The 24,278-nt window shown below is 59.9% G+C and carries 24 protein-coding genes; 9 read left to right on the top strand and 15 right to left on the bottom strand.

Going from position 1 to position 24,278, the window contains the following annotated elements:
- Nucleotides 1–31: 31 nt before the first annotated feature.
- Both KLP40_RS07350 and prmC read right to left on the bottom strand, forming a co-directional pair.
- Nucleotides 32–643, bottom strand: a complete 612-nt coding sequence (locus KLP40_RS07350) for an acyltransferase (protein WP_215593124.1) — start codon at nucleotides 641–643, stop codon at nucleotides 32–34.
- 132 nt (nucleotides 644–775) lie between these two features.
- Nucleotides 776–1,651, bottom strand: a complete 876-nt coding sequence (prmC, locus tag KLP40_RS07345; protein WP_215593123.1) for a peptide chain release factor N(5)-glutamine methyltransferase — start codon at nucleotides 1,649–1,651, stop codon at nucleotides 776–778.
- A gap of 105 nt (nucleotides 1,652–1,756) precedes the next feature.
- Between prmC and ribD the strand changes: the two genes are divergently transcribed.
- Entirely contained in the window at nucleotides 1,757–2,803 is a 1,047-nt protein-coding gene (ribD, locus tag KLP40_RS07340; protein ID WP_215593122.1) for a bifunctional diaminohydroxyphosphoribosylaminopyrimidine deaminase/5-amino-6-(5-phosphoribosylamino)uracil reductase RibD, read from the top strand.
- Between the two features lie 120 nt (nucleotides 2,804–2,923).
- On the opposite strand, the gene rpmA is transcribed toward ribD, so the two are convergent.
- Together rpmA and rplU are read right to left on the bottom strand one after the other, a co-directional pair.
- A complete protein-coding gene (gene rpmA, locus KLP40_RS07335) occupies nucleotides 2,924–3,229 on the bottom strand; it encodes a 50S ribosomal protein L27 (protein WP_215593121.1) in 306 nt (101 codons plus the stop codon).
- A gap of 108 nt (nucleotides 3,230–3,337) precedes the next feature.
- Complete coding sequence (gene rplU, locus KLP40_RS07330; protein ID WP_092739757.1) at nucleotides 3,338–3,643, bottom strand: 50S ribosomal protein L21; 306 nt, start codon at nucleotides 3,641–3,643, stop codon at nucleotides 3,338–3,340.
- A 456-nt stretch (nucleotides 3,644–4,099) separates the two neighbouring features.
- Here rplU and KLP40_RS07325 point away from each other — a divergent pair, with 456 nt between their 5' ends.
- From KLP40_RS07325 to KLP40_RS07295, 7 genes are all read left to right on the top strand, one after another.
- Entirely contained in the window at nucleotides 4,100–5,062 is a 963-nt protein-coding gene (locus KLP40_RS07325; protein ID WP_215593120.1) for a ribonucleoside-diphosphate reductase small subunit, read from the top strand.
- 665 nt (nucleotides 5,063–5,727) lie between these two features.
- Nucleotides 5,728–7,437 carry a CotH kinase family protein gene (locus tag KLP40_RS07320; protein ID WP_215593119.1) on the top strand — a complete coding sequence of 570 codons (1,710 nt, stop codon included), beginning with the start codon at nucleotides 5,728–5,730 and terminating at the stop codon, nucleotides 7,435–7,437.
- 389 nt (nucleotides 7,438–7,826) lie between these two features.
- On the top strand, nucleotides 7,827–10,208 hold the full coding sequence (locus KLP40_RS07315) for a ribonucleoside-diphosphate reductase subunit alpha (protein ID WP_215593118.1): 2,382 nt from the start codon (nucleotides 7,827–7,829) through the stop codon (nucleotides 10,206–10,208).
- 143 nt (nucleotides 10,209–10,351) lie between these two features.
- The gene (locus KLP40_RS07310) at nucleotides 10,352–10,666 is read left to right on the top strand and encodes a hypothetical protein (RefSeq protein ID WP_215593117.1); all 315 of its coding nucleotides are present in this window, start codon (nucleotides 10,352–10,354) and stop codon (nucleotides 10,664–10,666) included.
- Nucleotides 10,648–11,817, top strand: coding sequence for a hypothetical protein (locus KLP40_RS07305; protein ID WP_215593116.1), 1,170 nt, complete (start codon nucleotides 10,648–10,650; stop codon nucleotides 11,815–11,817). Before KLP40_RS07310 ends, KLP40_RS07305 begins: the two co-directional genes overlap by 19 nt.
- A complete protein-coding gene (dcd, locus tag KLP40_RS07300) occupies nucleotides 11,817–12,419 on the top strand; it encodes a dCTP deaminase (RefSeq protein WP_215593115.1) in 603 nt (200 codons plus the stop codon). The genes KLP40_RS07305 and dcd overlap by 1 nt, the downstream gene beginning before the upstream one ends.
- Before the next feature lie 374 nt (nucleotides 12,420–12,793).
- On the top strand, nucleotides 12,794–13,492 hold the full coding sequence (locus KLP40_RS07295; RefSeq protein ID WP_215593114.1) for a hypothetical protein: 699 nt from the start codon (nucleotides 12,794–12,796) through the stop codon (nucleotides 13,490–13,492).
- A gap of 307 nt (nucleotides 13,493–13,799) precedes the next feature.
- Here KLP40_RS07295 and KLP40_RS07290 read toward each other — a convergent pair whose 3' ends face one another.
- Entirely contained in the window at nucleotides 13,800–14,201 is a 402-nt protein-coding gene (locus KLP40_RS07290) for a nuclear transport factor 2 family protein (protein ID WP_215593113.1), read from the bottom strand.
- Nucleotides 14,202–14,356: 155 nt separating this feature from the next.
- A complete protein-coding gene (locus KLP40_RS07285; RefSeq protein WP_215593112.1) occupies nucleotides 14,357–14,662 on the bottom strand; it encodes a winged helix-turn-helix transcriptional regulator in 306 nt (101 codons plus the stop codon).
- Between the two features lie 127 nt (nucleotides 14,663–14,789).
- Here KLP40_RS07285 and KLP40_RS07280 point away from each other — a divergent pair, with 127 nt between their 5' ends.
- Nucleotides 14,790–15,293 (top strand): lactoylglutathione lyase family protein, encoded by a 504-nt coding sequence (locus KLP40_RS07280; protein ID WP_215593111.1) that lies wholly within the window; start codon nucleotides 14,790–14,792, stop codon nucleotides 15,291–15,293.
- 69 nt (nucleotides 15,294–15,362) lie between these two features.
- Here KLP40_RS07280 and KLP40_RS07275 read toward each other — a convergent pair whose 3' ends face one another.
- The 9 genes from KLP40_RS07275 to KLP40_RS07235 form a co-directional block, all read right to left on the bottom strand.
- A complete protein-coding gene (locus KLP40_RS07275; protein WP_215593110.1) occupies nucleotides 15,363–15,662 on the bottom strand; it encodes a hypothetical protein in 300 nt (99 codons plus the stop codon).
- A 290-nt stretch (nucleotides 15,663–15,952) separates the two neighbouring features.
- The gene (locus KLP40_RS07270; RefSeq protein ID WP_215593109.1) at nucleotides 15,953–16,270 is read right to left on the bottom strand and encodes a hypothetical protein; all 318 of its coding nucleotides are present in this window, start codon (nucleotides 16,268–16,270) and stop codon (nucleotides 15,953–15,955) included.
- Nucleotides 16,271–16,563: 293 nt separating this feature from the next.
- Nucleotides 16,564–18,096 (bottom strand): bifunctional GNAT family N-acetyltransferase/carbon-nitrogen hydrolase family protein, encoded by a 1,533-nt coding sequence (locus tag KLP40_RS07265; protein ID WP_215593108.1) that lies wholly within the window; start codon nucleotides 18,094–18,096, stop codon nucleotides 16,564–16,566.
- A gap of 264 nt (nucleotides 18,097–18,360) precedes the next feature.
- Nucleotides 18,361–18,672, bottom strand: coding sequence for a hypothetical protein (locus KLP40_RS07260; protein WP_215593107.1), 312 nt, complete (start codon nucleotides 18,670–18,672; stop codon nucleotides 18,361–18,363).
- A 326-nt stretch (nucleotides 18,673–18,998) separates the two neighbouring features.
- Complete coding sequence (locus KLP40_RS07255; protein WP_215593106.1) at nucleotides 18,999–19,412, bottom strand: hypothetical protein; 414 nt, start codon at nucleotides 19,410–19,412, stop codon at nucleotides 18,999–19,001.
- Between the two features lie 172 nt (nucleotides 19,413–19,584).
- Entirely contained in the window at nucleotides 19,585–19,968 is a 384-nt protein-coding gene (locus tag KLP40_RS07250) for a hypothetical protein (protein WP_215593105.1), read from the bottom strand.
- 94 nt (nucleotides 19,969–20,062) lie between these two features.
- Nucleotides 20,063–21,508: a M56 family metallopeptidase gene (locus KLP40_RS07245; RefSeq protein WP_215593104.1), complete on the bottom strand. Its 1,446-nt coding sequence runs from the start codon at nucleotides 21,506–21,508 to the stop codon at nucleotides 20,063–20,065.
- A complete protein-coding gene (locus KLP40_RS07240) occupies nucleotides 21,505–21,882 on the bottom strand; it encodes a BlaI/MecI/CopY family transcriptional regulator (protein WP_215593103.1) in 378 nt (125 codons plus the stop codon). The genes KLP40_RS07245 and KLP40_RS07240 overlap by 4 nt, the downstream gene beginning before the upstream one ends.
- Nucleotides 21,883–22,145: 263 nt before the next feature.
- A complete protein-coding gene (locus KLP40_RS07235) occupies nucleotides 22,146–24,275 on the bottom strand; it encodes a M13 family metallopeptidase (RefSeq protein ID WP_215593102.1) in 2,130 nt (709 codons plus the stop codon).
- Between the last annotated feature and the right edge of the window lie 3 nt (nucleotides 24,276–24,278).

Genomic DNA, 24,278 nt, shown 5'->3' with positions numbered 1-24,278 from the left:
GGCCGGCAGATTCGACGGATAAGGCGGGCGGTCAGGAACTTTCCGGCACTTCGGGGCTGATACGGGAAACGCAGCCGTCGGTTAGCTGGTACTGGTTGTGGCTTTCGGGGCAGGTAGCGCGACCAGCGGCGTCGAAAACGAGCGGGTGGCCGTGGGCACTCATCCAGCCCCGGGGTCGGGCCGGGTTGCCGTACACCAGAGCATAGGACGGCACGTCGCGCGTGACCACCGAGCCGGCGCCTACAAAGGCGTACTCGCCCAGCGTCACGCCGCATACAATGGTGCTGTTGGCCCCGATACTGACGCCCCGACGCAGGCGCGTGGGCAGGTAGTGCGCGTCGCCACGGCGGGGCACGGCCGCCCGCGGATTTAATACGTTGGTAAACACTACGGAAGGCCCCAGGAATACGTCATCGGCGCACTCTACCCCCGCGTAGAGGCTCACGTTGTTCTGCACCTTCACATTGCGGCCAAGCGTCACGCCGTCGGCCACAAACACGTTCTGGCCCAGATTGCAGCCTTCGCCCAGCACCGCGCCGCCACTTACGTGCGAGAAGTGCCAGATCCGGCTGCCGGCCCCGATGCGGCAGCCCTCATCGAGGACGGCAGTCGGGTGTGCGTAGTAGCCGGAAGCGTCGGGCATGCTTGAGGATTGCGTGAGCTGTACTTGAGCCGGCAAAGGTAAGGGTTTGAGCGGGGAAGTCTTTCAGCTAGAAAGTTGGAAAGTAGAGAAGCCCGGAAGTGCCATCAGCACGGGGCTGACCGCAACGCCCCACTACTGCTGCGTCTTGGAACCTGGCCAGGTGGCGCGCACCATGCGGGACCGGTCAAATATGTCGTGGCGGGCGGCCGTTTCGCGGTAGCCCAGGCTCCAGAGCAGGTCCACGGTTTCGGCGGCAAACTGCTCGTTGATTTCAAAGTACAGCGCGCCGCCGGGCCGCAGCAGCTCCCGGCCCAGCCCGGCAATACGGCGGTAAAACCGCAGCGGGTCGTGGTCGGGTACAAACAGGGCGGTGGCGGGTTCGTAGGCCAGCACGTTGGGCCGCATCAGGGGCCGCTCGTTTTCCAGCACGTAGGGCGGATTGCTCACCAGCACATCCAGGGGGGCAGCCAGACGGGGCACATCGGTGAGAATATCCACCTGCTGAAAATCGATGGCTACCTGGTACCGCGCTGCATTGCGCCGGGCCACGGCCAGGGCCGCCGCCGACACATCCACGGCCGTGAGGCAGGCTCCGGGTAGCTGCCGGGCCAGGGCCAGCGGAATGCAGCCCGAGCCGGTGCCCACGTCCAGCACCCGCAGGCCGGGGCGGCCGTGCTGTTCGCGGGCCATGAGGGCCACCAGTTCCTCGGTTTCGGGGCGCGGAATGAGGGTGGCGGGCGTGACCTCCAACTCCAGCCCGGCAAAGTGCGCTACGCCCAGCACGTACTGCAGCGGCTCATGAAGCAGCAAACGGGCTTGGATTCCAGGCAATTCTGCCAGCCGAACTTCCGCTCCCACTTCTTCGCCCGCCCGCATCCGGCGCTGGAGCGGGGTCAGGTTCAGCAGGTGTTCGAGCACCTGAGCAGTTATGGCCTCGGCTTCGGGCACGTCGTAGAGGGCTTGCAGGGCAGTGCTAAGGTCGGCGGAAAGCTGGCGGAGGGTGGGCATGGGGCAAAAGTACGGCCGAAAGCCGGGCCCGCTCCCTGGTCTGGTTCGGCGGAGCCGCGTATCTTCACCCTCCCGACCCGGTTCCCATTCCCGCTCCGCCCGCTCATGCCGTTTACCGCTTCCGAATTCGACCTGCTCATGATGCGCCGCGCCCTGGATCTGGCCCGGCTCGGCACCGGCTACGCCCGTCCCAATCCGCTGGTGGGCTGCGTTATCACCCACGAAGGCCGCGTGATCGGGGAGGGCTGGCACCGGCAGTACGGCGGCCCCCACGCCGAAGTCAACGCCATCCACAGCGTTACGGAGCCGGACCTGCTGGCCCGGAGCCGCGTCTACGTGACGCTCGAGCCCTGCTCCCACCACGGTAAAACGCCTCCCTGCGCCGATTTGCTCATTGAAAAGCAGGTAGCCGAAGTCATCATCTGCAACCCCGACCCCAACCCGCTGGTGGCCGGCCAGGGCCTGCAAAAGCTGCGCGACGCGGGCATTACCGTGGAAACGGGCGTGCTGGAAGCGGAAGGCCGCTGGCTGAACCGGCGCTTCTTGACTTTCCAGGAGCAGCAGCGGCCCTACGTGGTGCTCAAGTGGGCCGAAACGGCCGACGGCTACCTGGCCGGGCCCTACTTTCAATCGGTGCCCATCAGCGGGGAGCTGGCCCGGGTGGCGGTGCACCAGTGGCGGGCCGAGGAGCACGCCATTCTGGTGGGTACCCGCACGGCCCTGCACGACAACCCCCGCCTGAACGTGCGCGCGTGGCCCGGCCAGGATCCGGTCCGGCTCGTCATCGACAAGAACCTGAGCCTGCCACCCACCCACCATCTGTTCGATGGCTCCCAGCCTACGCGGGTGTTTACCTACCGCGAGCGGGCCGGCAAGGAAAACGTGGATTACGTGACGCTGCCGGAGGCCGATGACCTGTTTCCCTGCATCCTGCGCCACCTTTACCAGCAGCAGATTCAGTCGGTGCTGGTGGAAGGCGGGCCCACCGTGCTTAACTCCCTGCTCCGGGACGGGCTCTGGGACGAGGCCCGGGTTATCCGGGCGCCCAAGGTTCTGGGCGGAGGCGTGCCGGCCCCACGCCTGGGCCTCACCGGCCTGCACGAGCAGTTCCGGCTGGGCGAAGACGAAGTATTCGTCTATCAGCGACGATAGTCGGCCCGGCAGATTACCCGGGCCTAGCAGGCACTAACGCAAAAAGGGACAGCCCTTGCGGACGGTCCCTCCTGCTCAAATTTTCCACTCCATGACCGACGGCCAGGGGCGGTAGGGAGACTACTCGGCGGCCGAAGCGTTGGCCGAGGTGTGTACCTCCGAAGCGTCTACGGCGGCGGGTACCACCGACACGAACGAACGGTCTTTGCGGCCCTTGCGGAACTGCACCGTGCCGTCGATCATGGCGAACAGGGTGTGGTCCTTGCCGATACCCACGTTCTGGCCGGGGTGGTGCTTGGTGCCGCGCTGACGCACGATGATGTTGCCGGAAATGATAGACTGACCACCGAAGATCTTCACGCCCAAGCGCTTGGATTCTGATTCGCGGCCGTTGTTGGAGCTACCTACGCCTTTCTTGTGTGCCATGGTATTTAGTGCTTAGTGCTTCGTTGATAGTGCTTAGAATTTGTTGCCAGCCTCGCCCGCCAAGCCACATTCGACCAGGCACTACGCACTAACAACCAAGCTCTAAAACTAGCCGATGCTGTTGATCATTACTTTAGTGAACTGCTGACGGTGGCCGTTCAGCTTCTTGTAGCCCTTGCGGCGCTTCTTCTTGAATACGAGCACCTTATCACCCTTCACGTGGGCGAGAATGGTGCCGGTTACGGCTACGTCCAGCAGCGGCGAGCCGATGGTGAGCGTCCCGTTATCATCGGTCAGCAGGGCCTTGCCCAGCTGCACCTCGTCGCCGACGTTGCCAGCCAAACGGTGGGCGTATACAAATTTATTGGCTTCGACCTTGGTCTGCTTCCCGGCTATGTTGACAATTGCGTACATCGGCGTCTTGGCGGTTTCTGAAAAATGGAAGGCAAAAGTAGAAGGATCCTTTCACATATGCAAACCCTAACTCATTAAACATCATCACTCCTGCCTTTAGCGCCCCGGAACGCCCTTATGCAGGAACGCGCCAGCGGGTACGCGAATAATTTTTTTGTGGATAACTGCAATTGTCCACACGCAAAATGTGGATAACTTTTTTATTTTTTCGTTTTCCCCAGCCTCACCGCCTATTTCCGGCCGGTTGGCCCAATCGTCAGCAGCTTAGCGGCCTAGACAGACTTTGCCACAGAAAAAATGCCGCGCCAGGGTCTTCGTTCCCGGCGGCACGGTTTATCTTTGACGTTCGGCTGATCCAAATCCGGGCGCAAACTTTGCCGGCGAACCTGGGTTAGCCTAGCACTACTCCCGGCGGCGCCAAGCCGGATGATCTTACGTTTTTTACCCCTGTTGTCAATGGAACCGCTACTCACCGAAAACCCGAACCGTTTCGTTCTTTTCCCCATTCAGCACGACGACGTGTGGCAGTTCTACAAGAAGGCCGAGGCCTCCTTCTGGACGGCCGAGGAAATTGACCTGAGCCAGGACCAGAAGGACTGGGACAACCTCAACGATGGGGAGCGGCACTTCATCTCCCACGTGCTGGCCTTCTTCGCCGCCTCCGATGGCATCGTGAACGAGAACCTGGCCATCAACTTCATGCAGGAGGTGCAGATGGCCGAGGCCCGCTGCTTCTACGGCTTCCAGGTGATGATGGAAAACATCCACTCCGAAACGTATTCGCTGCTGATTGACACCTACATCAAGGACCCCAAGCAGAAGGACTACCTCTTCAACGCCCTCGAAACGGTGCCCTGCGTGAAGAAAAAGGGCGAGTGGGCCCTCAAATGGATCAATTCCGAGAACTTCACCGAGCGCCTCATTGCCTTTGCGGCCGTGGAAGGCATCTTCTTTTCGGGCTCGTTCTGCTCTATTTTCTGGCTCAAGAAGCGCGGCCTCATGCCCGGCCTCACGTTCAGCAACGAGCTGATTTCGCGCGATGAGGGCCTGCACTGCGACTTCGCCTGCCTGCTCTACAAAGACCACCTGCAGAACAAGCTGCCCGAGGCCCGGGTCCAGGAAATCATCCGCGACGCGGTGAGCATCGAGCAGGAATTCGTGACCGACGCGCTGCCGGTGAACCTGATCGGCATGAATGCCAAGAGCATGAACCAGTACATCGAGTTCGTGGCCGACCGCCTGCTCGAGTCCCTGGGCTACAGCCGCATCTACAACGCCACCAACCCCTTCGACTTCATGGAAATGATTTCGCTCCAGGGCAAAACCAACTTCTTCGAGAAGCGCGTGGCCGAGTACCAGAAAGCCGGCGTGATGAGCGAGCGGACCGAAAACGCCTTCTCCCTCGACGAGGACTTTTAAGCGGCCGCACCCCCTGGATATTGAAAGCAAAGTCGGAGCCTCACGCTCCGACTTTTTTCGTTTCCCCCAGCCACTGCACCTGCCCCACGCTGCGGCTGGCCCCATCGGGCTTGATGCCTGGGGCAGGTGCGGAAGGCGAAGCGCCGCCCGTGGCCATCGGCGGCGGCCCGCAGGCCCAGACCGGGCCGTAACCCGCGGCCGGCAAAAAGGAGCTACCGCCACGTTTTTAAACAGGAGCAACTAAAAGTTGGACGACAAACAGAACTTCGCCCATGGAGAGGCAAAGGCCGCTCATTTCTGCGTAAATCGCAGCCTGTTAGTAAAAACCTACCGCCTCGGGTGGCTATGAGGCTCATCCGCTTCGCTGAATTCCTGCTACCACAACCTATTCTACTACGGCCGGCAATATCGCCCCCGTACAGCTGAGTATCCCAGGTCTATGTCTCCCGGCTTCTCGTCTTATTTCCACTGCTACTGGCCTCCCGTCGCTCCGACCTCGGTCGGGCGCTGACTGCCCGCTGGCCCCGGTCGTGCTGCCGGCGCCACCTTCAGGCCTGTTTTTCTTTTAAGCCCGCGTCCCGGTCCGGCGGCTGCCATCTGCGCAGCCCGGGCAGCTATTTCTATTCCGTTCCTCCCCCGCCTTTCCATCTTACTTTCTTTTCCATATGTCCTCATTCTTTACCCGTACCCTGCTTTTATGGCTGTGCATGCTGGTGGGCTTTGCTCCCGCGGCCCTGGCCGATGATACGCTGACCATCGCCCCGCCCTTCTACCACGTCGACCATCAGCAGCGGCTGGTGCTGATTAACCAGCGGCCGGCCGATCTGCCGGTATCAACCCGGCAGACCCGGCGTTACCTGCGTCTGGACCACACCTACGCCCTGGCCGCCCCCCTCACGGCCGTGGCCACCGATTCGGTGTATCAGGCCCGGTACGCCGACACCACCTACGCCGTGTATTTCACCCAGCTGCCGGTAGTGCGCCTGACCACCCGCCACGTTATTGCCGATACGCCCAGCGTGTACGCCCGGCTTCAGCTCACCGAGCCCGACGGCCTCGTCATCGAGTCGGCACTGGGCATTGAAATCCGGGGGGGCTTCTCGCAGACCTACCCCAAGAAGTCCTACGAACTGAGCTTCTGGCACGACAGCACCGGCCAGCAGTCGGCCGATGTGCAGCTGCTGGGCATGCGCACCGACAACAAGTACAATCTGCAGGCCCTTTACAATGAACCCCTGCGCATCCGCAGCAAAACGGCCAACGCCCTCTGGCAGGAGGTGCACCAGATTTACTACAAAGCCGCCGAGCCCGAGGCCAAGAACGGCATCAGCATGGAATACGCGGAAGTGTTCCTGAACGGCCGCTACCTGGGCCTGTACGCCCTTACCGAACGCATTGACCGCAAGCAGCTCAAGCTCAAGAAATACAACCAGGGCATTACCGGCGAGCTGTACAAGGGGGCCGGCTGGGGAGGCTCGACTTTCACGGCCCGGCCACCCTTCGATAATACCAGCGAAATCTGGAGCGGGTTTGAGTACAAGCACCCCGACGAGCAAATCGACTGGACGGCCCTGCACCGCTTTGTTGGCTTTGTCCTCAATAGCCCCGACGAGGAGTTTTACCGCACCTACCAGCAGCAGTTTCACCTGGACAACGCGGTAGACTACTTCATTTTCCTGAATCTGCTGCGCGCCGGCGACAACACGGGCAAAAACCTCTACATCGCCAAATACAAGCAGGGCGAGCCCTATTACTACGTGCCCTGGGACCTGGATGGGGTATTCGGGACCGACTGGACCGGCACCCACACCGGCGCCACCGACGGCATCCTCTCCAACGGGCTCTACGACCGGCTGCTCAACGACTGCGCGCCCGACGGATTCCGGGACCGGCTGCGGGCCCGCTGGGCCGCGCTGCGCCGCACCGTGCTCACCCAGCAGCATTTGCTCGACCTGCTGCAGGCCAATAGTGCTACGCTGCGCCGCAACAACGTGTACGCCCGCGAGCAGCTGGCCTGGCCCGCTTTCCGGCCCTCCGCCGCCCAGATGCCCTACATAGCGACCTGGCTGACGGCCCGCCTGCAACTACTCGACGACACCTTCGCGGCCCCCTGCTCCCCCGTTACGGCTACCACGGCCCCGCAAACAGCCCGGCTCCAGCTCTACCCCAACCCGGCCACCAACTACCTGACCGTGGAAATTCCGGCCGGCCCGTACGCGCTTAGCATCCGGGACCTGAGCGGCCGCATGGTACTGCAAACCGTGGTGCGCGGCCCTCAAAGCCAGGTAGCTGTGGGCCACCTGACCAGGGGCGTGTACGTAGCCACCGTGCAGGGCCAGGCCACCGTGCAAACTGCCCGCCTGCTGCTGCGCTAACCGCCGCCCCCCCTCTTGGCCACCGACTGAAAAGTGGTCCGCTACGCCCTGTAGCGGACCGCTTTTTTGTCCCTGGCCAAGAGGGCACCTGGTTTCTGACAATACCACTTCCGCCGCAATCCGCCAACCCGATTTTACGGGTAGTCACGGGCCTATATAGGGGCGGGTAAATTCTAAAAAACCGCCTGAACTGCACTGCTTTAGGCGTATGTGGAAAACTTCTTAACCCAAGGTTTGTCGTACACGCCAGATAGAAATATCTTCCGGTATCAATGAGTGCGCCTGGGTCCCTGGACCCGCGCTTCGAACCCGATATATGAGCCCCGGCCGGACACCTGCCACGCCCAGCCGGGGCCTCTTTCTCCCCTTTCTTTTCAACCCGCACGCTTATGTTGGTAATCAAACGCGACGGCCGCCGCGAATCCGTGAAGTTCGATAAGGTTACGGCCCGCATCGAGAAGCTCTGCTACGGGCTCAACATGAATTTCGTGTCGCCGATTGAGGTGGCCAAGAAGGTAATTGACGGCATCTACGACGGCGTTACCACCATCGAGCTCGACAACCTGGCCGCCGAAACCGCCGCCTCCCTCACCACCAAGCACCCCGACTACGCCATCCTGGCCGCCCGCATTGCCGTCAGCAACCTGCACAAGGTCACCAGCAAGTCGTTCAGCAGCACCATGAAGCGGCTGCACACCTACGAGGACCCCAAAACGGGCGAAAACGCCTCCCTCATTGCCCAGGACGTGTGGGACATCGTGCACCAGCACGCCGCCACCCTCGACTCGGCCATCATCTACGACCGCGACTACAACTACGACTACTTCGGCTTTAAAACCCTGGAGCGCAGCTACCTGCTGCGCCTCGATGGCAAGGTGGTGGAGCGGCCCCAGCACATGCTCATGCGCGTGGCCGTGGGCATTCACAAGCACGACATTGCCGCCGCCATCGAAACCTACGAGCTGATGAGTGAGCGGTGGTTTACCCACGCCACCCCTACCCTCTTCAACGCCGGCACGCCCAAGCCCCAGCTCAGTTCCTGCTTCCTGCTCACGATGAAGGACGACTCCATCGACGGCATCTACGACACGCTCAAGAACTGCGCCCTGATTTCGCAGAGCGCCGGCGGCATCGGCCTGGCCGTGCACAACGTGCGCGCCACCGGCACCTACATCAAGGGCACCAACGGCACCTCCAACGGCCTGGTGCCCATGCTCAAGGTGTTCAACGACACGGCCCGCTACGTGGATCAGGGCGGCGGCAAGCGCAAGGGCGCCTTCGCCATTTACCTGGAGCCCTGGCACGCCGATATCTTCGACTTCCTGGACCTGAAAAAGAACCACGGCAAGGAGGAGATGCGCGCCCGCGACCTGTTTTTCGCCCTCTGGACGCCCGACCTGTTCATGAAGCGCGTGGAAGCCAACGGCGACTGGACCCTGATGTGCCCCCACGAGTGCCCCGGCCTCGACACCAGCCACGGCGCCGAGTTCGAGAAGCTCTACCAGAAGTACGAGCGCGAAGGCAAGGGCCGCCGCACCATCAAGGCCCAGGAGCTGTGGTTCGCCATCCTGGAAAGCCAGACTGAGACCGGCACGCCCTACATGCTGTTCAAGGACGCCGCCAACGGCAAGAGCAACCAGCAGAACCTGGGTACCATCAAGAGCTCCAACCTCTGCACCGAGATTATGGAGTACACCGACGAGAACGAAATTGCGGTCTGCAACCTCGCCTCGCTGGCCCTGCCCCGCTACGTGCGCCCCGACGAGGCCGGGAACCTGTTCTTCGACCATAAGAAGCTCTACGACGTTACCTACCACGCCACGATGAACCTCAACAAGGTCATCGACATCAACTACTACCCCGTGCCCGAGGCCGAGCGCAGCAACCGCCGCCACCGCCCCATCGGGCTGGGCGTGCAGGGCCTGGCCGATACGTTCATTGCCCTGCGCATGCCCTTCGAGAGCGACGAAGCGGCGGGCCTCAACAAGGACATCTTCGAGACGCTCTACTTCGCGGCCATGACGGCCTCCAAGGACCTGGCCATCCGCGACGGCCACTACGAAACCTTCCCCGGCTCGCCCCTGAGCCAGGGCAAGTTCCAGTTCGACCTCTGGAACGTGACGCCCGACTCGGGCCGCTGGGACTGGAACACCCTGCGCGAGCAGGTGATGGAGCACGGCGTGCGCAACTCGCTGCTGGTAGCCCCCATGCCCACGGCCTCCACGGCCCAGATTCTGGGCAACAACGAGTCGTTTGAACCCTACACGAGCAACATTTACGTACGCCGGGTGCTGAGCGGGGAGTTCATGGTGGTGAACAAGCACCTGCTCAAGGACCTCATCAAGCTCGGCCTCTGGAACGAGCAGATGAAGACGGCCATCATTGCCGCCAACGGCTCGGTGCAGGACATTCCGAGCATCCCCCAGCACATCAAGGACCTCTACAAAACGGTGTGGGAGATTTCCCAGCGCCGCATCATTGATATGTCGGCCGACCGGGGCGCCTACATCTGCCAGAGCCAGAGCCTGAACCTGCACGTGCTGAACGTGAACTTCGGCAAGCTCACCAGCATGCACTTCCACTCCTGGAAGAAGGGCCTGAAAACGGGCATGTACTACCTGCGCACCAAAGCCGCCGCCGACGCCATCAAGTTCACGGTGCAGAAGCAAGCCGCCGAGACCCTGGAGCCGCTGAACGTATCGGCCCAGAATGCCTCCGACATGGCCTGCTCCCTGGATAACCCCGACGCCTGCGAGGCCTGCGGGTCGTAAGTTTTTTTTTAAAAAAAAGCCCTCTGTTCTTAAGCAGAGGGCTTTTTTTGTTTACTATGTCTAGCTGATACATAACATATGAAGCGACTTTGGGTATAATCACTACTTTTGGCGACCTCCGGCTTTTCCAACCAGAAATCTATATGTTCTATTCCCACAGCGTGGAAGCTAGCAAGTTTGACTTGTTTACTTCACTTCTTTCAACCCTCTTAAAGGGAAAGTACGAATACAAAAACTTCGTAGATGCTATCTTTGAGGAAACCCACAATTACGCAAATGGAAGGAAGAATATATACAACATAAATAAGGAAAATGCACCTATTGTAGTTTTTTTAAATCAGAATGATTCAGAATTTTTTAAGGAGATAGAGGTTAATCAGATAAAGCATCAAGATTATGAGCATGTATACCAACTTTTAAACAAAAGCATTTCAAAAGAATGGATAGGCGCATTTTAGATTTAAACTTTGCTCAACTGTCAAAATCTTGGGCTAAATCAAAATTCAACAATTATGCTGATCAAAAAAAACAAGAACACATAAAGCAATTATCAGAGCTTTATGAAAAGTTAAAACAAGAGGACTTTTCACAACTTGATATCGATGATATAACTCAAAGGAGCTATATCATCGATTTTTTTTTCAAGAACTTAGAATTTTTAGAAAACAGCACGCTAAATCTTATACCGTTTGAGATTGTAGAATGTTTACGCTATGCGTTACATGATTGGCTTGACGCACCAGATTCATATATAATAGTTACTTCATTAGTCAACAATCTAATGTCGTATAGTTTCGATCCAATGCTCGCAATCGATTTTTACTATCCTATAGTAAAGACTGTATATGGATTAGAATTTACGCATAGACTAATACAAATTAATATACCCAGATTTTTAGTTCGTGATTATTTAGCGAGCGTAGCACTATATCACGAACTCGGTCATTTTGTAGATAATTTTCATGAAATAACATTTAGGATTGCGGGGCATATGGCAGCTGGCCTAAACAACCAAACTGTCATAAACGACGATTTAGCGGACGTGCTTAAATTTTTTCCGTTCATTCAACAACCCACAGGTTCATACGAATATATTACGCAGAACAATTTCGCAAGGTTTAAATCACATATAGCCGAATATTTCTGCGACATATTCGCAAGTCAATACATAGATAATTCACTAAACGATTACCTATTATACATAACTAAAAACCAAGATAAGCCAGGCCCAAACCATCCTGCAACAACACATAGAGTAGAAATGTCGAATTCTTTCCTAAGCGGAAATCATGACAGCTATGTTCTAAAAACAATCATAAATGCCACTCAAATTATTACAAACAGGTCCATTTCTACTAAATACACAAAGTTTAAAGAAGATGATTTAATAAACTTATTGCCAGCTGATATTTCAGAACCATCGCAATTACACTACTTATTCACAACGGGGTGGAAGATATGGAAAACAGACTTTCCCAATATATCAACTCAGAATAATATAGTTACTCCTTTAGAAGATGAAAAAGTCTATGACGTCGTAAATAATTTAATAGAAAAATCAATAGGAAACTATATTGTTCATACCAGCTGGAAAAAAGCGACAAAATAATGCTTCTACAGAAATCAAAAATACTAAAGCTAGTCGAGGATGGCGAGTTAATAATAAGACCCCTTCTCGAAAATGAACAAATAAATGAAACTGCGATAGACTTTCGCTTAGGATATGATTTCCTAGTATCAGTGCAAAGTAGAGAGCCATTTATAAATGCTTCATTAAATAACTTCAAACACAAACCACTTACTAGCTTTTTTCAAGAAACAAGAAGAAAAATAGGAGATACTTTTATGCTATACCCTAATCAAACTGTATTAGCTACTAGTCTTGAATTCATTAAATTACCTAATAATGTCTTAGCAGAACTAAATATGAGAAGCTCATATGCTAGATTAGGAATAACAATATCGACCATATTACAACCAGGATATTGTGGGTGCATTTCATTAGAACTAACTAACACTAATATAAACCCTATAAATTTGACTGTTGGCGCTAGATTATTTCAAGCCAGATTAACATTGCTTGATGAGCCATCGAATTATTTTGAGAATCCAAGAAAATATATTTGCCAAGTTAGGCCTGAGGCATCTGCAGCTAATTTCGACAGTGATTTGCATAAACTGAATAAAATATGGCTTGAAAACAACGTATAGATTACATAATTCCTAGATGGTGCAAGTCTAGCATAGCACAACTTGCGCGCCAGTGGTAGCCCCAAGAAGCCGCCGGAGCACCGAAACGAATGTTTCCATCCCCTGAGGCCGCCTCATTGCCCGAAACCATTTGGTTCGAAGCCCTGAGGCGGCCTCAGGGCTTCCAACCGATTGGTTTTGGGCCGTGAGGCCGCCTCAGGGCTTCGAACCAAATGGTTTCGGGCAGTGAGACGGCCTCATGGCTCCGAAACCAATGGGTTTGCTGCGTGAGGCGACCTACCGGCCTGAAAACAACTGATTTTGCGCGGGCAGGTATAGTGCAGCTTGCGCGGAATCAATACCTTATGGGCAGTATTCACTTTACCCCATACTCTATGCTTACCCCCACTACCGAGGGCCCGAACGCGGCTCCCCAACCCTCCACCATTCAGCGCACCAGCCAGCTGCCGGCCTCCGATGTGGCGCTGTCGGCGCTGGCCACCAAAGCGGCCGAGGCCTGGACTACCTCGGCGCTGCCGCCGCTGCTGTGGCTCTCCAAGGCCGAGTTCACCACGCTGGCCGCCGCCTACGCCCAGGGCCGCGACGCCGCCGATGCCGCCGGCGACCAGCGTACCCCGCAAAGCCAGCGCCTCCAGCAGCTGGATAAGCTGCTCGACAAACACCTCCGCTACGTGAAAGGCTACCTCGCCGAAGCCCACGACGAAGACGAGGGCCGCAGCTACTACCCCGAGTTCGGCATCACGCGCGAAAACAAAGCCTACAGCCTGCCCCGCGCCCGCGCCGAGCGGGTAAAAGCCCTGAACAAACTGCTGCTGGCCCTCGTGAACCACAACCTGGATAAGCAGAAGTACGGCACCGCCTTCTGGCAGCCGCTGGCCCAGGAGTACACCCAGCTGGTGCAGGCCAGCACCGAGTCGGCCGGGCAGCGGAGCGCCAAGGTGAGCAACAAAGACCAGCACGAAGCCCAGGTGCGCCGGGCCCTGCGCGCCCTCATCCACCACCTCAAAGCCAACTACCCCGATACCTACCAGGCCCAGCTCCGCGCCTTCGGCTTCCAGAAGGAGAGCTATTAGGGCCGGACCGGGAGCAACGGCTGGAAAGAGCACACACCTAAAGCACGTCATGCTGAGCCTGCCGAAGCATCTCGCGTGCTGACACCGGAAGAGTACACACCTAAAGCACGTCATGCTGAGCCTGCCGAAGCATCTCGCGTGCTGACACCGGAAGAGTACCCCAACGTCAGCACGCGAGATGCTTCGGCAGGCTCAGCATGACGTGCTTTCCTTTTCGGCATGACCCGCTTGCTTGACCGCTGAATTCCGGGCGGTGCCTCTGCTGGCGTCAATTGCATTATCCAGCCGGAATCTGCCCGCAGGGGGGCTACAGGATTTCGTAGCAGGGGTAGCGGCGCTGCCGGAAAATCAGGCCGTCCTTGAATTCGAAGATGAGGCAGAGGTGGGCCACCACGCGCTGGCCGCGCAGCAGCGGGCCGGCATCACTGGTGGCCGTGGCCTGCCACTGGCCCTCCACGTGCACGCTGCCATCGTCGCAGAGCCGGCTGTGGTGCACGTCGAAGCGCGGTTGCTCCAGCAGCTCGCGGCCCAGGCGCAGGTTGTCCAGAATATCGGTGAGCGAGCGGGTCTGCACGGTTTTGTAGATGCTGTTGGGATACTCGGTCTGCACCACCTCGGGGTGGAGCACGGCGGCATAGGCGGCCGCCTTGGTTTCAAACCCATCGACTAGGGCGAAATATTCCTCAACAACGGCAAGCGGGGTAGGCATAACGGGAAACGGGAAGGGAGAACGAATGGTATCTGAACGGCCACCGGCAGCAGCCCGGTAAAACTACCGAACCTATGTAGAAAGTCGGAAAGTCGGTAAACCGCTCCCCCAACCTGATAACCGCTGCAGGACCATTTGCTTGGCGTTATGCGGTGTTATTCCGGCAGCTGCTGGCCCCAGGCATCCAGGGCGCGAAGAATGGGTGCGAGGGAGCGGCCCCGGTCGGTGAGGGCGTACTCGACGTGGGGCGGCACCACCGGATGCACCGTGCGGGTGAGGAGCTGGTCGCGCTCCAGCTCCCGCATGGCCTGGGTGAACATCTTGTTGGATATCTGGGGCACCGTGCGTTGCAGCACGCCCGAGCGCAGGGGACCCGGCAGCAGGTGAAACAGCAGCAGCGGCTTCCACTTGGTGCCAATCAGGTCCATGGTGCGGTGCAGGGGGCAGGAAACGGACGGCATCAACTCAAATTTTTAACGCTGGCAATCAGCATTTTACTCCTTTCGGCTCCTATGAAACCTGCGGGTGCGTACTTGCGCCGGGAAGTAAGATACGGCAATTTTGCCCCCACACGTACGCCTTTTCGCCATGCAGCCATACCCCAAATCGTTTTCCCACATCGGCATTACCGTTCCTGATATCGACGCGGCCGTGGCCTTCTATACCGACGTTATGGGCTGGTACCTCGTCATGGCCCCCAGCATCGTGACCGAGGAAACGGACACGGCCATCGGCCAGATGTGCCTCGACGTGTTTGGCCGGGGCTGGGGTCAGTTCCGCATCGCCCACCTCGCCACCTCCGACGGCATCGGCATCGAGCTGTTCTCCTTCGATCAGGGGGTGAAGGAAGCCCCGGCCTTCCAGCCGTTCAACACCGGCCTGTTCCACTTCTGCGTGCAGGACCCCGACATTGAGGGCCTGGTAGCCAAAGTGGTGGCCGCGGGCGGCAAGCAGCGCATGCCCATCCGGGCGTACTACCCCAACGAGAAGCCCTACCGCATGTGCTACGTGGAGGACCCGTTCGGCATCGTCTTCGAGATTTACACCCACAGCTACGAGCTGACCTACTCCTCGGGCGCTTACACCAACTAAGCCCAACCGCCCCGCAAAAAAGGCTCCCGCGCTGGCGGGAGCCTTTTTCTGTGGATACAAGCCCAGCGCCTAGTGGCGGCCGTGGCCGTGGCCTCCGCCGTGCCCGTGGCCCTTGCCGCGGGGGGCGTAGTACACCGGGGCGGGGGCGTAGTACGCGCGGCGGGCGGGCACTACCACCACCGGCTGAGGCCGGTAATAGCGGTGCTTGTGGCCCTTGTACTTTTTAGGGTAGTGCGCCTCCCGCACCACCACTACCGGCGGCGGGGCCGGGCGGCCCACGTTGATGATGACCTGGGCCCGGGCCGGGGCGGCCCCCAGCAGCAGGGCCATGAACAGCAGGAAGGCGGCGAAGGGAAGCGCTTTCAGCATAGAAAACAACGTAACGGGTGAGAAAAGAAACCATCCGCCGCCGCTGGCTCAGGACGAGCCCACCGGCCGGGCCCGAGCCTGGTCAAAGACTGCGCCAAACGCCGCCCGGCCCGTTCCGGTTCCACCGCTTCCCCTGGGCCGGCAGCCCCTCCTCCTCGGCCCAAAACGCCAAAAAACCGCCGCCTGAGCGCACTAGCGCAGAGGCGGCGGTTTTTAGGGAGGGGAAGCCGGGCGCAGCAAGGCAATGACCTAGCCAGCGGAGCCGGTGCGCGGTTAGGCGCAGGTACTGGTTACTGGCGGTTGCTGCGTCCGCGCTTGCGCAGGGGGCGGGAGGCCGGCGCGGGCGGCTGCACCTGCACCGAATCGACGCTTACCTGGCCCGAGGGCATGTAGGGCATGGGCAGCTGGGCATTGGGCTGCACGGTGGGCACCGGCAGGGGTTCGGCCTTGGCCTGGCTGGCGCCCGTGGGCAGCACCACCCCCGGTACCGGGCTGATGCGCTCCGTGGGATGGTGGCGGGTGGGCGTAACGGGGGCGCGGTTCTGGGCCTGGGCCGCGCCGGCACTCAGGCCGGTCAGCAACAGAGCAAGGGAGAGGAATCGGAACATGGGGCAGGGAGTCAGGGTGGAAAGCAAAGCCGGCCCCGGGTGCCCAAACGCACCCCGGCCAGCCGTACTACCTGGTACGACTGGCCGGGCGGGATAGTTTTTTTGGGTGAGGAGGTGATGGGGGTGGTGTAGTGAGAAAGGGAACGTCATTCTGAGCGAAGGCGGAGCCGTAGTCGAAGAATCTCGCGTGCTGACGTTGAGATACTATGGCAACATCAGCACGCGAGATTCTTCGACTACGGCTCCGCCTTCGCTCAGAATGACGTTCACCCCTGCATCACCTCCTCACCTCCTTAATGCTTGGGCATGAGCTCGGCGGAGCTGAGGGTGTAGACGTCGTGGCGGCGGTTGCGCAGGTTTTGCACGCTGCCCTGCTGGCGGAGCTTGTCGAGGATGGACAGGTCTACGTCGGTGACCAGAATCATTTCGGTGTTGGGCGTGGCCTCGCTCTTCACGCCGGTGTTGGGGAAGGCGAAGTCGCAGGGCGTGAGCACGGCCGACTGGGCGTACTGGATGTCCATGTTTTTCACCCGGGGCAGGTTGCCCACCGAGCCGGCAATGGCCACGTAGCACTCGTTTTCAATGGCCCGGGCCTGGGCGCAGTGCCGCACCCGGGAGTAGGCCGTCTGGGTATCGGTGAGAAAGGGCACGAAGAGGATGTCCATGCCCTGGTCGGCCAGCAGGCGGGCCAGCTCCGGAAACTCCGAGTCGTAGCAGATGAGCACGCCCACCCGGCCGCTGTCGGTATCGAAGGTCTGGAGGCGGGAGCCGCCGTGCAGGGCCCAGTATTTGGCCTCGTTAGGCGTCACGTGGATTTTCTCGTAGCGCTCCGTGGAGCCGTTGCGGCGGCAGAGGTAGCCCACGTTCATGAGCTTGCCATCGGGCGCCAGCTCGGGCATGGAGCCCGTGATGATGTTGATGTGGTACTTAACGGCCAGCTGGGTGAAGCGGCGCAGGATTTCGGGCGAGAACTGGCTGAGCTTGCGGATGGCGTCGATTTCGGCCAGCTCGTTGGTTTCGGCCATCAACGGGCCGTGGAACAGCTCCGGGAACAGGGCGAAGTCGGCGCGGTAGGCGGCCAGGGCATCCACAAAGTATTCCACCTGCTGAAACAGGTCGTCGAGGCCGTCGTAAAGGCGCATCTGCCACTGCACCAGGCCCAGGCGCACCTGGGTTTTGGGGGTGGGGGCGCTGGCCGGCCGGTCGTGGTAGAGCATGTTGTCCCACTCCATGAGCAGGGCGTAGCTGCCAGAGGCTTCATCGCCGGGCAGGTAGTTGCGAATCACGCGCACCGGGTGGAAGTCGTTGGCCAGCTGAAAATTCAGGGCCTGATCCACGATTTCGCGGTTTTTCACCTTCTGCACGTACTCCTTGGGCGTGAGCGAATCCTGGTAGGCGTGGTAGCCGGCAATGCGGGCCCCGAACACGATGGAGCGCAGGTTGAGCCGCTCGCAGAGCTCCTTGCGGGCCTCGTAGAGGCGGCGGGCCAGGCGCCGGCCCTGGTAGGCGGGGTCCACGAACACCTCGATGCCATAGAGCGTGTCGCCGGCGGGGTCGTGGGTGCTGAAGCTGTAGTTGCCCGTAATCTGCTCGTAGGTGTGCTCATCGGAGTACTTGCTCCGATTCACCGTAATGGCCAGGGCGGCGGCCACCACCTGCTCGTTCACCGTTACCACCAGCTGGCCCTCCGGAAACAACGTCAGCAGCCGGGCAATCGACTCCTGCCGCCAGTACGAGTCCATCCCGGGATAGGCCCGCAGCATGGCGGCTTTCATGGCTTCGTAGTCTTCCTGGCGCAGGTGGCGGATTTCGATGATTTCGTGCATACGTAGGGGGAATAAGGTTCGGCTCCGTTCCGGCAGCGGCCTGGTCCGGCAACCCGCCAGACGCGCCAAACCCGGCCGCTGACGGACAGCAGCCGGCATCGGGGATACTCCCTCACCACCGGAACCGGATGGGTCGCCAACGCGGCGACGCTCCCTGGTATAACGCGGGCAGGGCCGTTTGGTTGGTTGGCCACCCCTCCCCCGGAAACGGCAAGAGCCGCCCCCGGATACGGGAGCGGCTCTTGCCGCCATACGGACAAGCCGTTATTTTTTGGTGCTCCGCACCGGAGTACCCACCTTCACGCTTGGCACCCGGTTACCCCGGCGCTTCTTGGCCTTGAGGTAGAGCTTCCACCGGCGCACGGGGCCCAGTTTCTTGAGTTTGTGGCGGCTGTTGCCGCGGTAGGACTTGTAGTTGGGCCGGCCGCGCTTGGCCCCGCGCCGGAAGATGTTGGCCGCAGTTACCATGTCGGTACCTGCCGGGGCCGTGGCAGTGCGGAAGCTGCCGGCCAGCACCGCCTCCGGTTCCAGCAGCATCGCAAAAGCCAAAAACAACAGAAGTAGCGTTTTGAACATAAGAAAGGAAGTTAGGGGGAAGGAAGTGAGAGCAGGGCCGTTAAGCCGCCAATGCCTGCTTGGCAGTATTTAACTATTAATGAAGATATAGCCCGGCAAGGAAAGATAAAAATTGAACTTTCCCAGAATATTTTGCACATCGAATATTTAAAACAAAGAATTGATCTATTCCTATACTATTCCATGTAGCTACTTTATATTTATTGGAATAGTCTAACATATTGTTAGCTCGATACTTATCCTGAAACACGGCGGCGGGCCGGACATAAAAAAATCCTTTGCCGCCGGGAGCAGCAAAGGATGGCAAAGGGTAGCGGCTTAACCAGTTACGGCCGCGAACAAAGCCAGCGCACGGCTTCTCCCTCATCGGTAAACTGGTTCAGGGAGCAGTAGTTGCCGTGGGTATGGGGCAGGGCGGGCAGACTCTCATCCTGCACATCGTCGAGCTGGTAGGGCGCCACCAGAAACGCCAGGTACACATGTCCCTCCAGCTGCTGGCGCAGCGTGGGGTAGAACTCTTCAGTCAGCCAATGTACATCCCGCGCGTCTACCTCTACCCGGCGCCGGGAGTCTATCAGCCAGCGGCAGCAGGTGTTGCAGGTACCGGCGTAGCGCAGCAGTTCCTGGTAGCCGGCGCGCAGCTCGTGGGAGGCAGTGGGCCGCAGCCAGCGGGCCGTCACGATGCCCAGATCGGGGCGGTGAGTGAGGTGGAGAAAATCGGCAAGCGTGGTTGAGGTCATGCAAGCAGCGCTAAATAACTCCGGCAGAACGCGGGCGGAGCGTCTACCCCTTACGGGGAAAGTATCGTTGCGTTGGATGGCCCACTCAGGCACCGCTCATTACCAGCTGATAGCCAGCTTCTTTTCGTATCGATAATTATCTATATCTGGCTTCGGCTGCGCCGGGTAAGCGTCAGGGCCGGGCCGGGGGAGCAGGCGGGAGGGGCGTTTCCACCGGGCGGATGTCGTAGCGGCGGTTGAACTCGGCCACGGCCTCGGAGCCCACGTTGCGCTTGGTGACCACGATCATGACGCCCTCGGCGGCGGCGGCCCCAAAAATACGGACGGCTTCCGGACCTTTCACCACATTCACAGAGGCAATGGTGCGGCGGTTGAGCTGGTTGATGGTCTGCTGGTCGGAGGGTTGCCCGTCGAGGAAGTATAGGCTGGGGCCAGTCGTCTGGCGGGTGGGCTCGGCGGGCACCGACTGGGCCTTGGCCGCGGGTGCAGCCAGCCCCAATAGCAGCAGCAGGCTGGTACCGAAGGCGGTATGACGGAAGGAAGAGAGGTAGCGCATGGCCCCGGCGGCGTGCAAAGTTTGTGCCGTAACCCGCCAAAAAGGGCCGGTCGCCCCCGGCTTCCGGCCCTTTTTACCCTAAATCGGAACTTTTTTACTGGCTGTCCTTCGTCTTGATCATGATGACGCCCTTTTTGCCCCGCTCCCCGAATTTGGGCAGCGCATCATTAGACAGGGCAAAAGCGGCTACCGCCCCGGCTGGTAGAGCCCGAAGCTGCTCCGGGGTAGCTTCCATCTTATTGATCATGATCAGCCGGCCGCCTATTTCCGCATCCGTCAACCCCTGGCCATCTACCAGTTTGCGATAGTAGTCGCGGTTAATGGTGCTGGTACCGGCCTGCTCCCCGTCTTTGCTCAGTTTGATACTGTATTTGGCGACGAAGTCGCGCAGAGCCGGGTCGTTCTGGCCTTTTTCCGTTATGACAAGAGCGACTCCTTTATCAACCCGGTCACCGAAATCCCGACGCAACGCTGCCATATCAGCCGATTGCTCAGCCTGATTGCTTTTGAAGACATGGACGCTGTTCACCTTGTTCTCTGGATCCTTATCGGTCGCCTGAAAAGCAGCCTCTTTGGTTGAAGGCAGACCGTTTACAAAGAACAATGCTTCGTCGATGAAGGAGTTGGTGGCTTTCTGCTGACCCAAGGGCTGGGGCGTCTCCCCGGCTTTGGGCGTGGCGCAGCTCACGGCCAGCGTGGCCAGCAAAGAAAGGCCGGCCGCGTAGCGCAGCAGCTGCCGGGGAGAGGAAGGACGGGCGTTCATCATGGTAATACGGTTTTTGAGAATGATAAAAGAGAAAGGAGTAACCAAAGCCGGGCCGGCGGCCAGCGTGCTGAGCCGAACCAGGCTATACTGATACTGCCGGGCCGGCAACTGACTTTCGCGCAGCACGGCGGCATCGGCAATGAACTCGAGGTTTTCCTGCACGGCGCGCAGCCACAGCCAGGCGGCGGGGCTGGCCCAGGCCAGGGCCCGGTGCAGGTGGCCCAGCAGCACATCGAGGGAATGCAGCTGACGCACGTGTACCTGCTCGTGCAGTACCACCACCGGCAGCTCGGCCGGAGCGTGGTGGGCGGGGTTGAGGTAGATGGTTCGCCCAAAAGAAAACGGACTCACCACCTCGGCTACCGCCCGGAACGCCACGCCATCCACCTGAGCGGGCCGGGAGGCCTGATGCAGCCGCCAGAGCGAGGCCGCCTGACTCAGGAAGTGCAGCAGCATCAGCCCCGCCCCTACCGCGTACAGGCCCAGCAGCCAGGCGCCGTAGTCGGGGCCGGCGGCAACGGCCGCGGCGGGGCCGCTGCTGGGCCAGGTGGGCAGCTCCAGGGCCAGCGGCGCGGCCACGCGGGCCGCCGGGGCCGGCAGCAGGCGGCTCAGGTCGAGGACCGGGTACAGAGCAGCAAGGACCAGCGCCGCCAGCAGGTAGGCCCGGTTGAGCTGGTGGAAGGTGAGCCGGCGCAGCAGGCCATAGTACACCGCCAGTAACAGCAGCAGAGCACCCTGCATCTGGAGCAGGTAGAGCAGCGGGGCCGGTATCATGGCTGCGGGGGCTGCTCCGGCCCGTTTTCGATCAGGCGCACAATTTCCTTCAGCTCCTCGGCACTGATTTTCTGCTCCTTGGCGAAAAAGGAAACCAGTTCTTTGTAGGAGTTGCGGAAATAGTCGCCCACGAAGGTACCCAGGAACCGCTTGCGGTAGTCCTCGGCAGCCAGGGCGGGCGTGAAGCGGAAGGTGTTGCCCAGCTTCTCGGCGCTCAGGTAGCCCTTGCGCTCCAGGTTGCGCACCGTGGAGGCCAGCGTGGTGTAGGGCGGCCGGGGCTCGGGCAGCCGTTCCAGCACGTCCTTGATAAAGCCCCCGTCGAGCTCCCAGAACACGCGCATGGCATCTTCCTCGGGTTGGGTAAGTCGTTCCATATGAGTTTCTATGATAGTTTCGTAATACTACGAATAATTCGTAATTAGTGGTTACACCGGGATGTATTTATTTTTTGGCCGCACGCAAAAAGGCCACCTACGCGGGGTAGGCGGCCTTTTGCTTTACCTGAGAACGTCATGCTGAGCTTGCCGAAGCACCTCTACCACTTCGCTGTGCTACCAACCAATCAGCAGCATTATGCCTGTGGCAGAGATGCTGCGCCTTCGCTCAGCATGACACCGTTTTATCTACCAGGCAGCCATTACCAGATGTTGGCGCGCTGGTTCTGGGCGCGCACCATCTTGGCGTCTTCCTTGCAGCCGAAGGCCTCGTAGAACTCAGGCATGTTCATGAGGGGGCCGTTGGTGCGGTACTGGGCCGGGGAGTGCGGGTCGGTGAGCACCTGCTGGCGGATGTACTCGGGGCGGGCGTTGGTGCGCCACACCTGCGCCCAGCCCAGGAAGAAGCGCTGCTCGGGCGTGAAGCCGTCGTAGCGGGGGCGCGGATTGCTGCCGTACTTCTGCTGCAGCTCTTTCTGCAGGGCCGAGTAGGCCAGGGCCAGCCCGCCGAAGTCGGCCAGGTTTTCGCCCATGGTCAGCTTGCCGTTCACGAACACCGAATCCAGGGGCTGGAAGGCCGAGTACTGGGCGCCTACCATGTCGGCGCGCTTCGTGAATTCGGCCGCGTCTTCCTTGGTCCACCAGTCGCGCAGGTTGCCCTGGGCGTCCGACTGCCGGCCCCGGTCGTCGAAGCCGTGGGTGATTTCGTGGCCGATGACCGCGCCCATGCCGCCGTAGTTTACCGCGTCGTCGGCCTTGGGGTCGAAGAACGGGGGCTGCATGATGCCGGCCGGAAACACGATTTCGTTGAGCGAGGAGTTGTAGTAGGCATTCACCGTGGGCGGCGTCATGCCCCACACTTCGCGGTCAATCGGCTTGCCGTAGCGGCTCAGGTTGTCCTTCGACTCCCATTCGCGGGCGGCCAGCACGTTTTTCAGGTACGACTCGCGGCTCATCGAGAGGGCCGAATAGTCCTTCCACTTATCGGGGTAGCCGATTTTGACGGTGAAGGCGTTGAGCTTCTTGAGGGCTTCCTCCTTGGTGGCGGCGCTCATCCACTCCAGCCCGCGGATATGCTCGCCCATGGCTTCCTTGATGTTGGCCACCATCTGCTGGGCCTTCACCTTGGTTTCGGGCGCGAAGGCCTTGTCCACGTACAGCTGGCCGAAGGCTTCGCCCAGGGCGCCGTCGGTAGCGCGGAGCATGCGCTTCCAGCGGGGCTGCTGCTGCTTGGCCCCACTTAGCACCTGCTGAAACCGGAACGACTCATCGCCAAACGACTGCGGCAAGGCCGACATCAGCGACGAGGTGAGGTGCCAGCGCAGGTAGGTTTTCCAGTCGCCAAGCGGCTCCTGCTTCAGGGCCGTGCTGGCTTCCTGCAGGAATTCCGGCTGCCCTACAATCACCTCTTTGGCCGAGCTGAGGCCCAGGGCGGGCAGCATCACGGGCAGACCCAGGTTGGGGTATTTCTGGGCGGCCTCGGCCACCGTCATCTTGTTGTAGTTGGCGTACGGGTCGCGCAGGGCTACGCGGTCCTTGCTGGCTTTGGCGAGCCGGGTTTCGAGGCGCAGCACCGTAGCGGCGCTTTTGGCGGCCACGGCCGGGCTCTCGCCCAGCATCTTGAAGGTGTTGGTGAGGTAGGTGATGTAGGCCGTGCGGATGGCTTTCGAGCGGGCGTCGTCCTTGAGGTAGTAGTCCCGGTCGGGCAGGCTCAGGCCGCCCTGGCTGAGGTAGAGAGCGTACTCGTCGCTCTTCTTGCGGTCCTGGTTCACGCCCAGCCCGAACACCGAGCGGGTTTGCAGGCGCTGGGCCCGCACCAGCTCGGTTTGCAGCCCGCGCAGGTCCTTCACCGCGTTGATGCGGTTCAGCTCGGGCTGCAAGTACTTCAGGCCGGCTTTGTCGATGGCCACCGAGTCCATGGCCGTGGCGTAGTAGTCGCCCACCTTCTGGAGGTTGGTGCCCTTGGCGGCAGTTTTGTTGGCGGCCGAGGTTTCCAGAATCTGGCGCATCACGGCCTCGTTCTGGTTGATGAGCCCGTTCCAGGAGCTCCAGCGCGACTCCGCGGCCGGAATCGGGTTGTTCTTCAGCCAGGTGCCGGAAGCGTACTGAAAGAAGTCGTCGCAGGGGTTTACCGACTTATCAATATTAGCCGGGTCAATCCCAACGCCGGGCAGCACCGGGCCGAGCTGGGCCGTAGCCGAAGCATCAGTTGAGGCCGGGGCAGCGGCGGGTGGCGTGGTGGCGGTGGTAGCGGGCGTGCTGGCCGCGCAGCCGGCCAGGGCCAGGCCGGCCGCCGTGCCCAGCGTGAGCAGGAAGGTGCGTTGTGGGGTCATTGG

The sequence above is a fragment of the Hymenobacter piscis genome (genome assembly GCF_018760735.1).
Lineage (GTDB): Bacteria > Bacteroidota > Bacteroidia > Cytophagales > Hymenobacteraceae > Hymenobacter > Hymenobacter piscis.
Note: the sequence above shows the minus strand (reverse complement) of the source record. Positions and strands in the feature narration are given on the sequence as shown.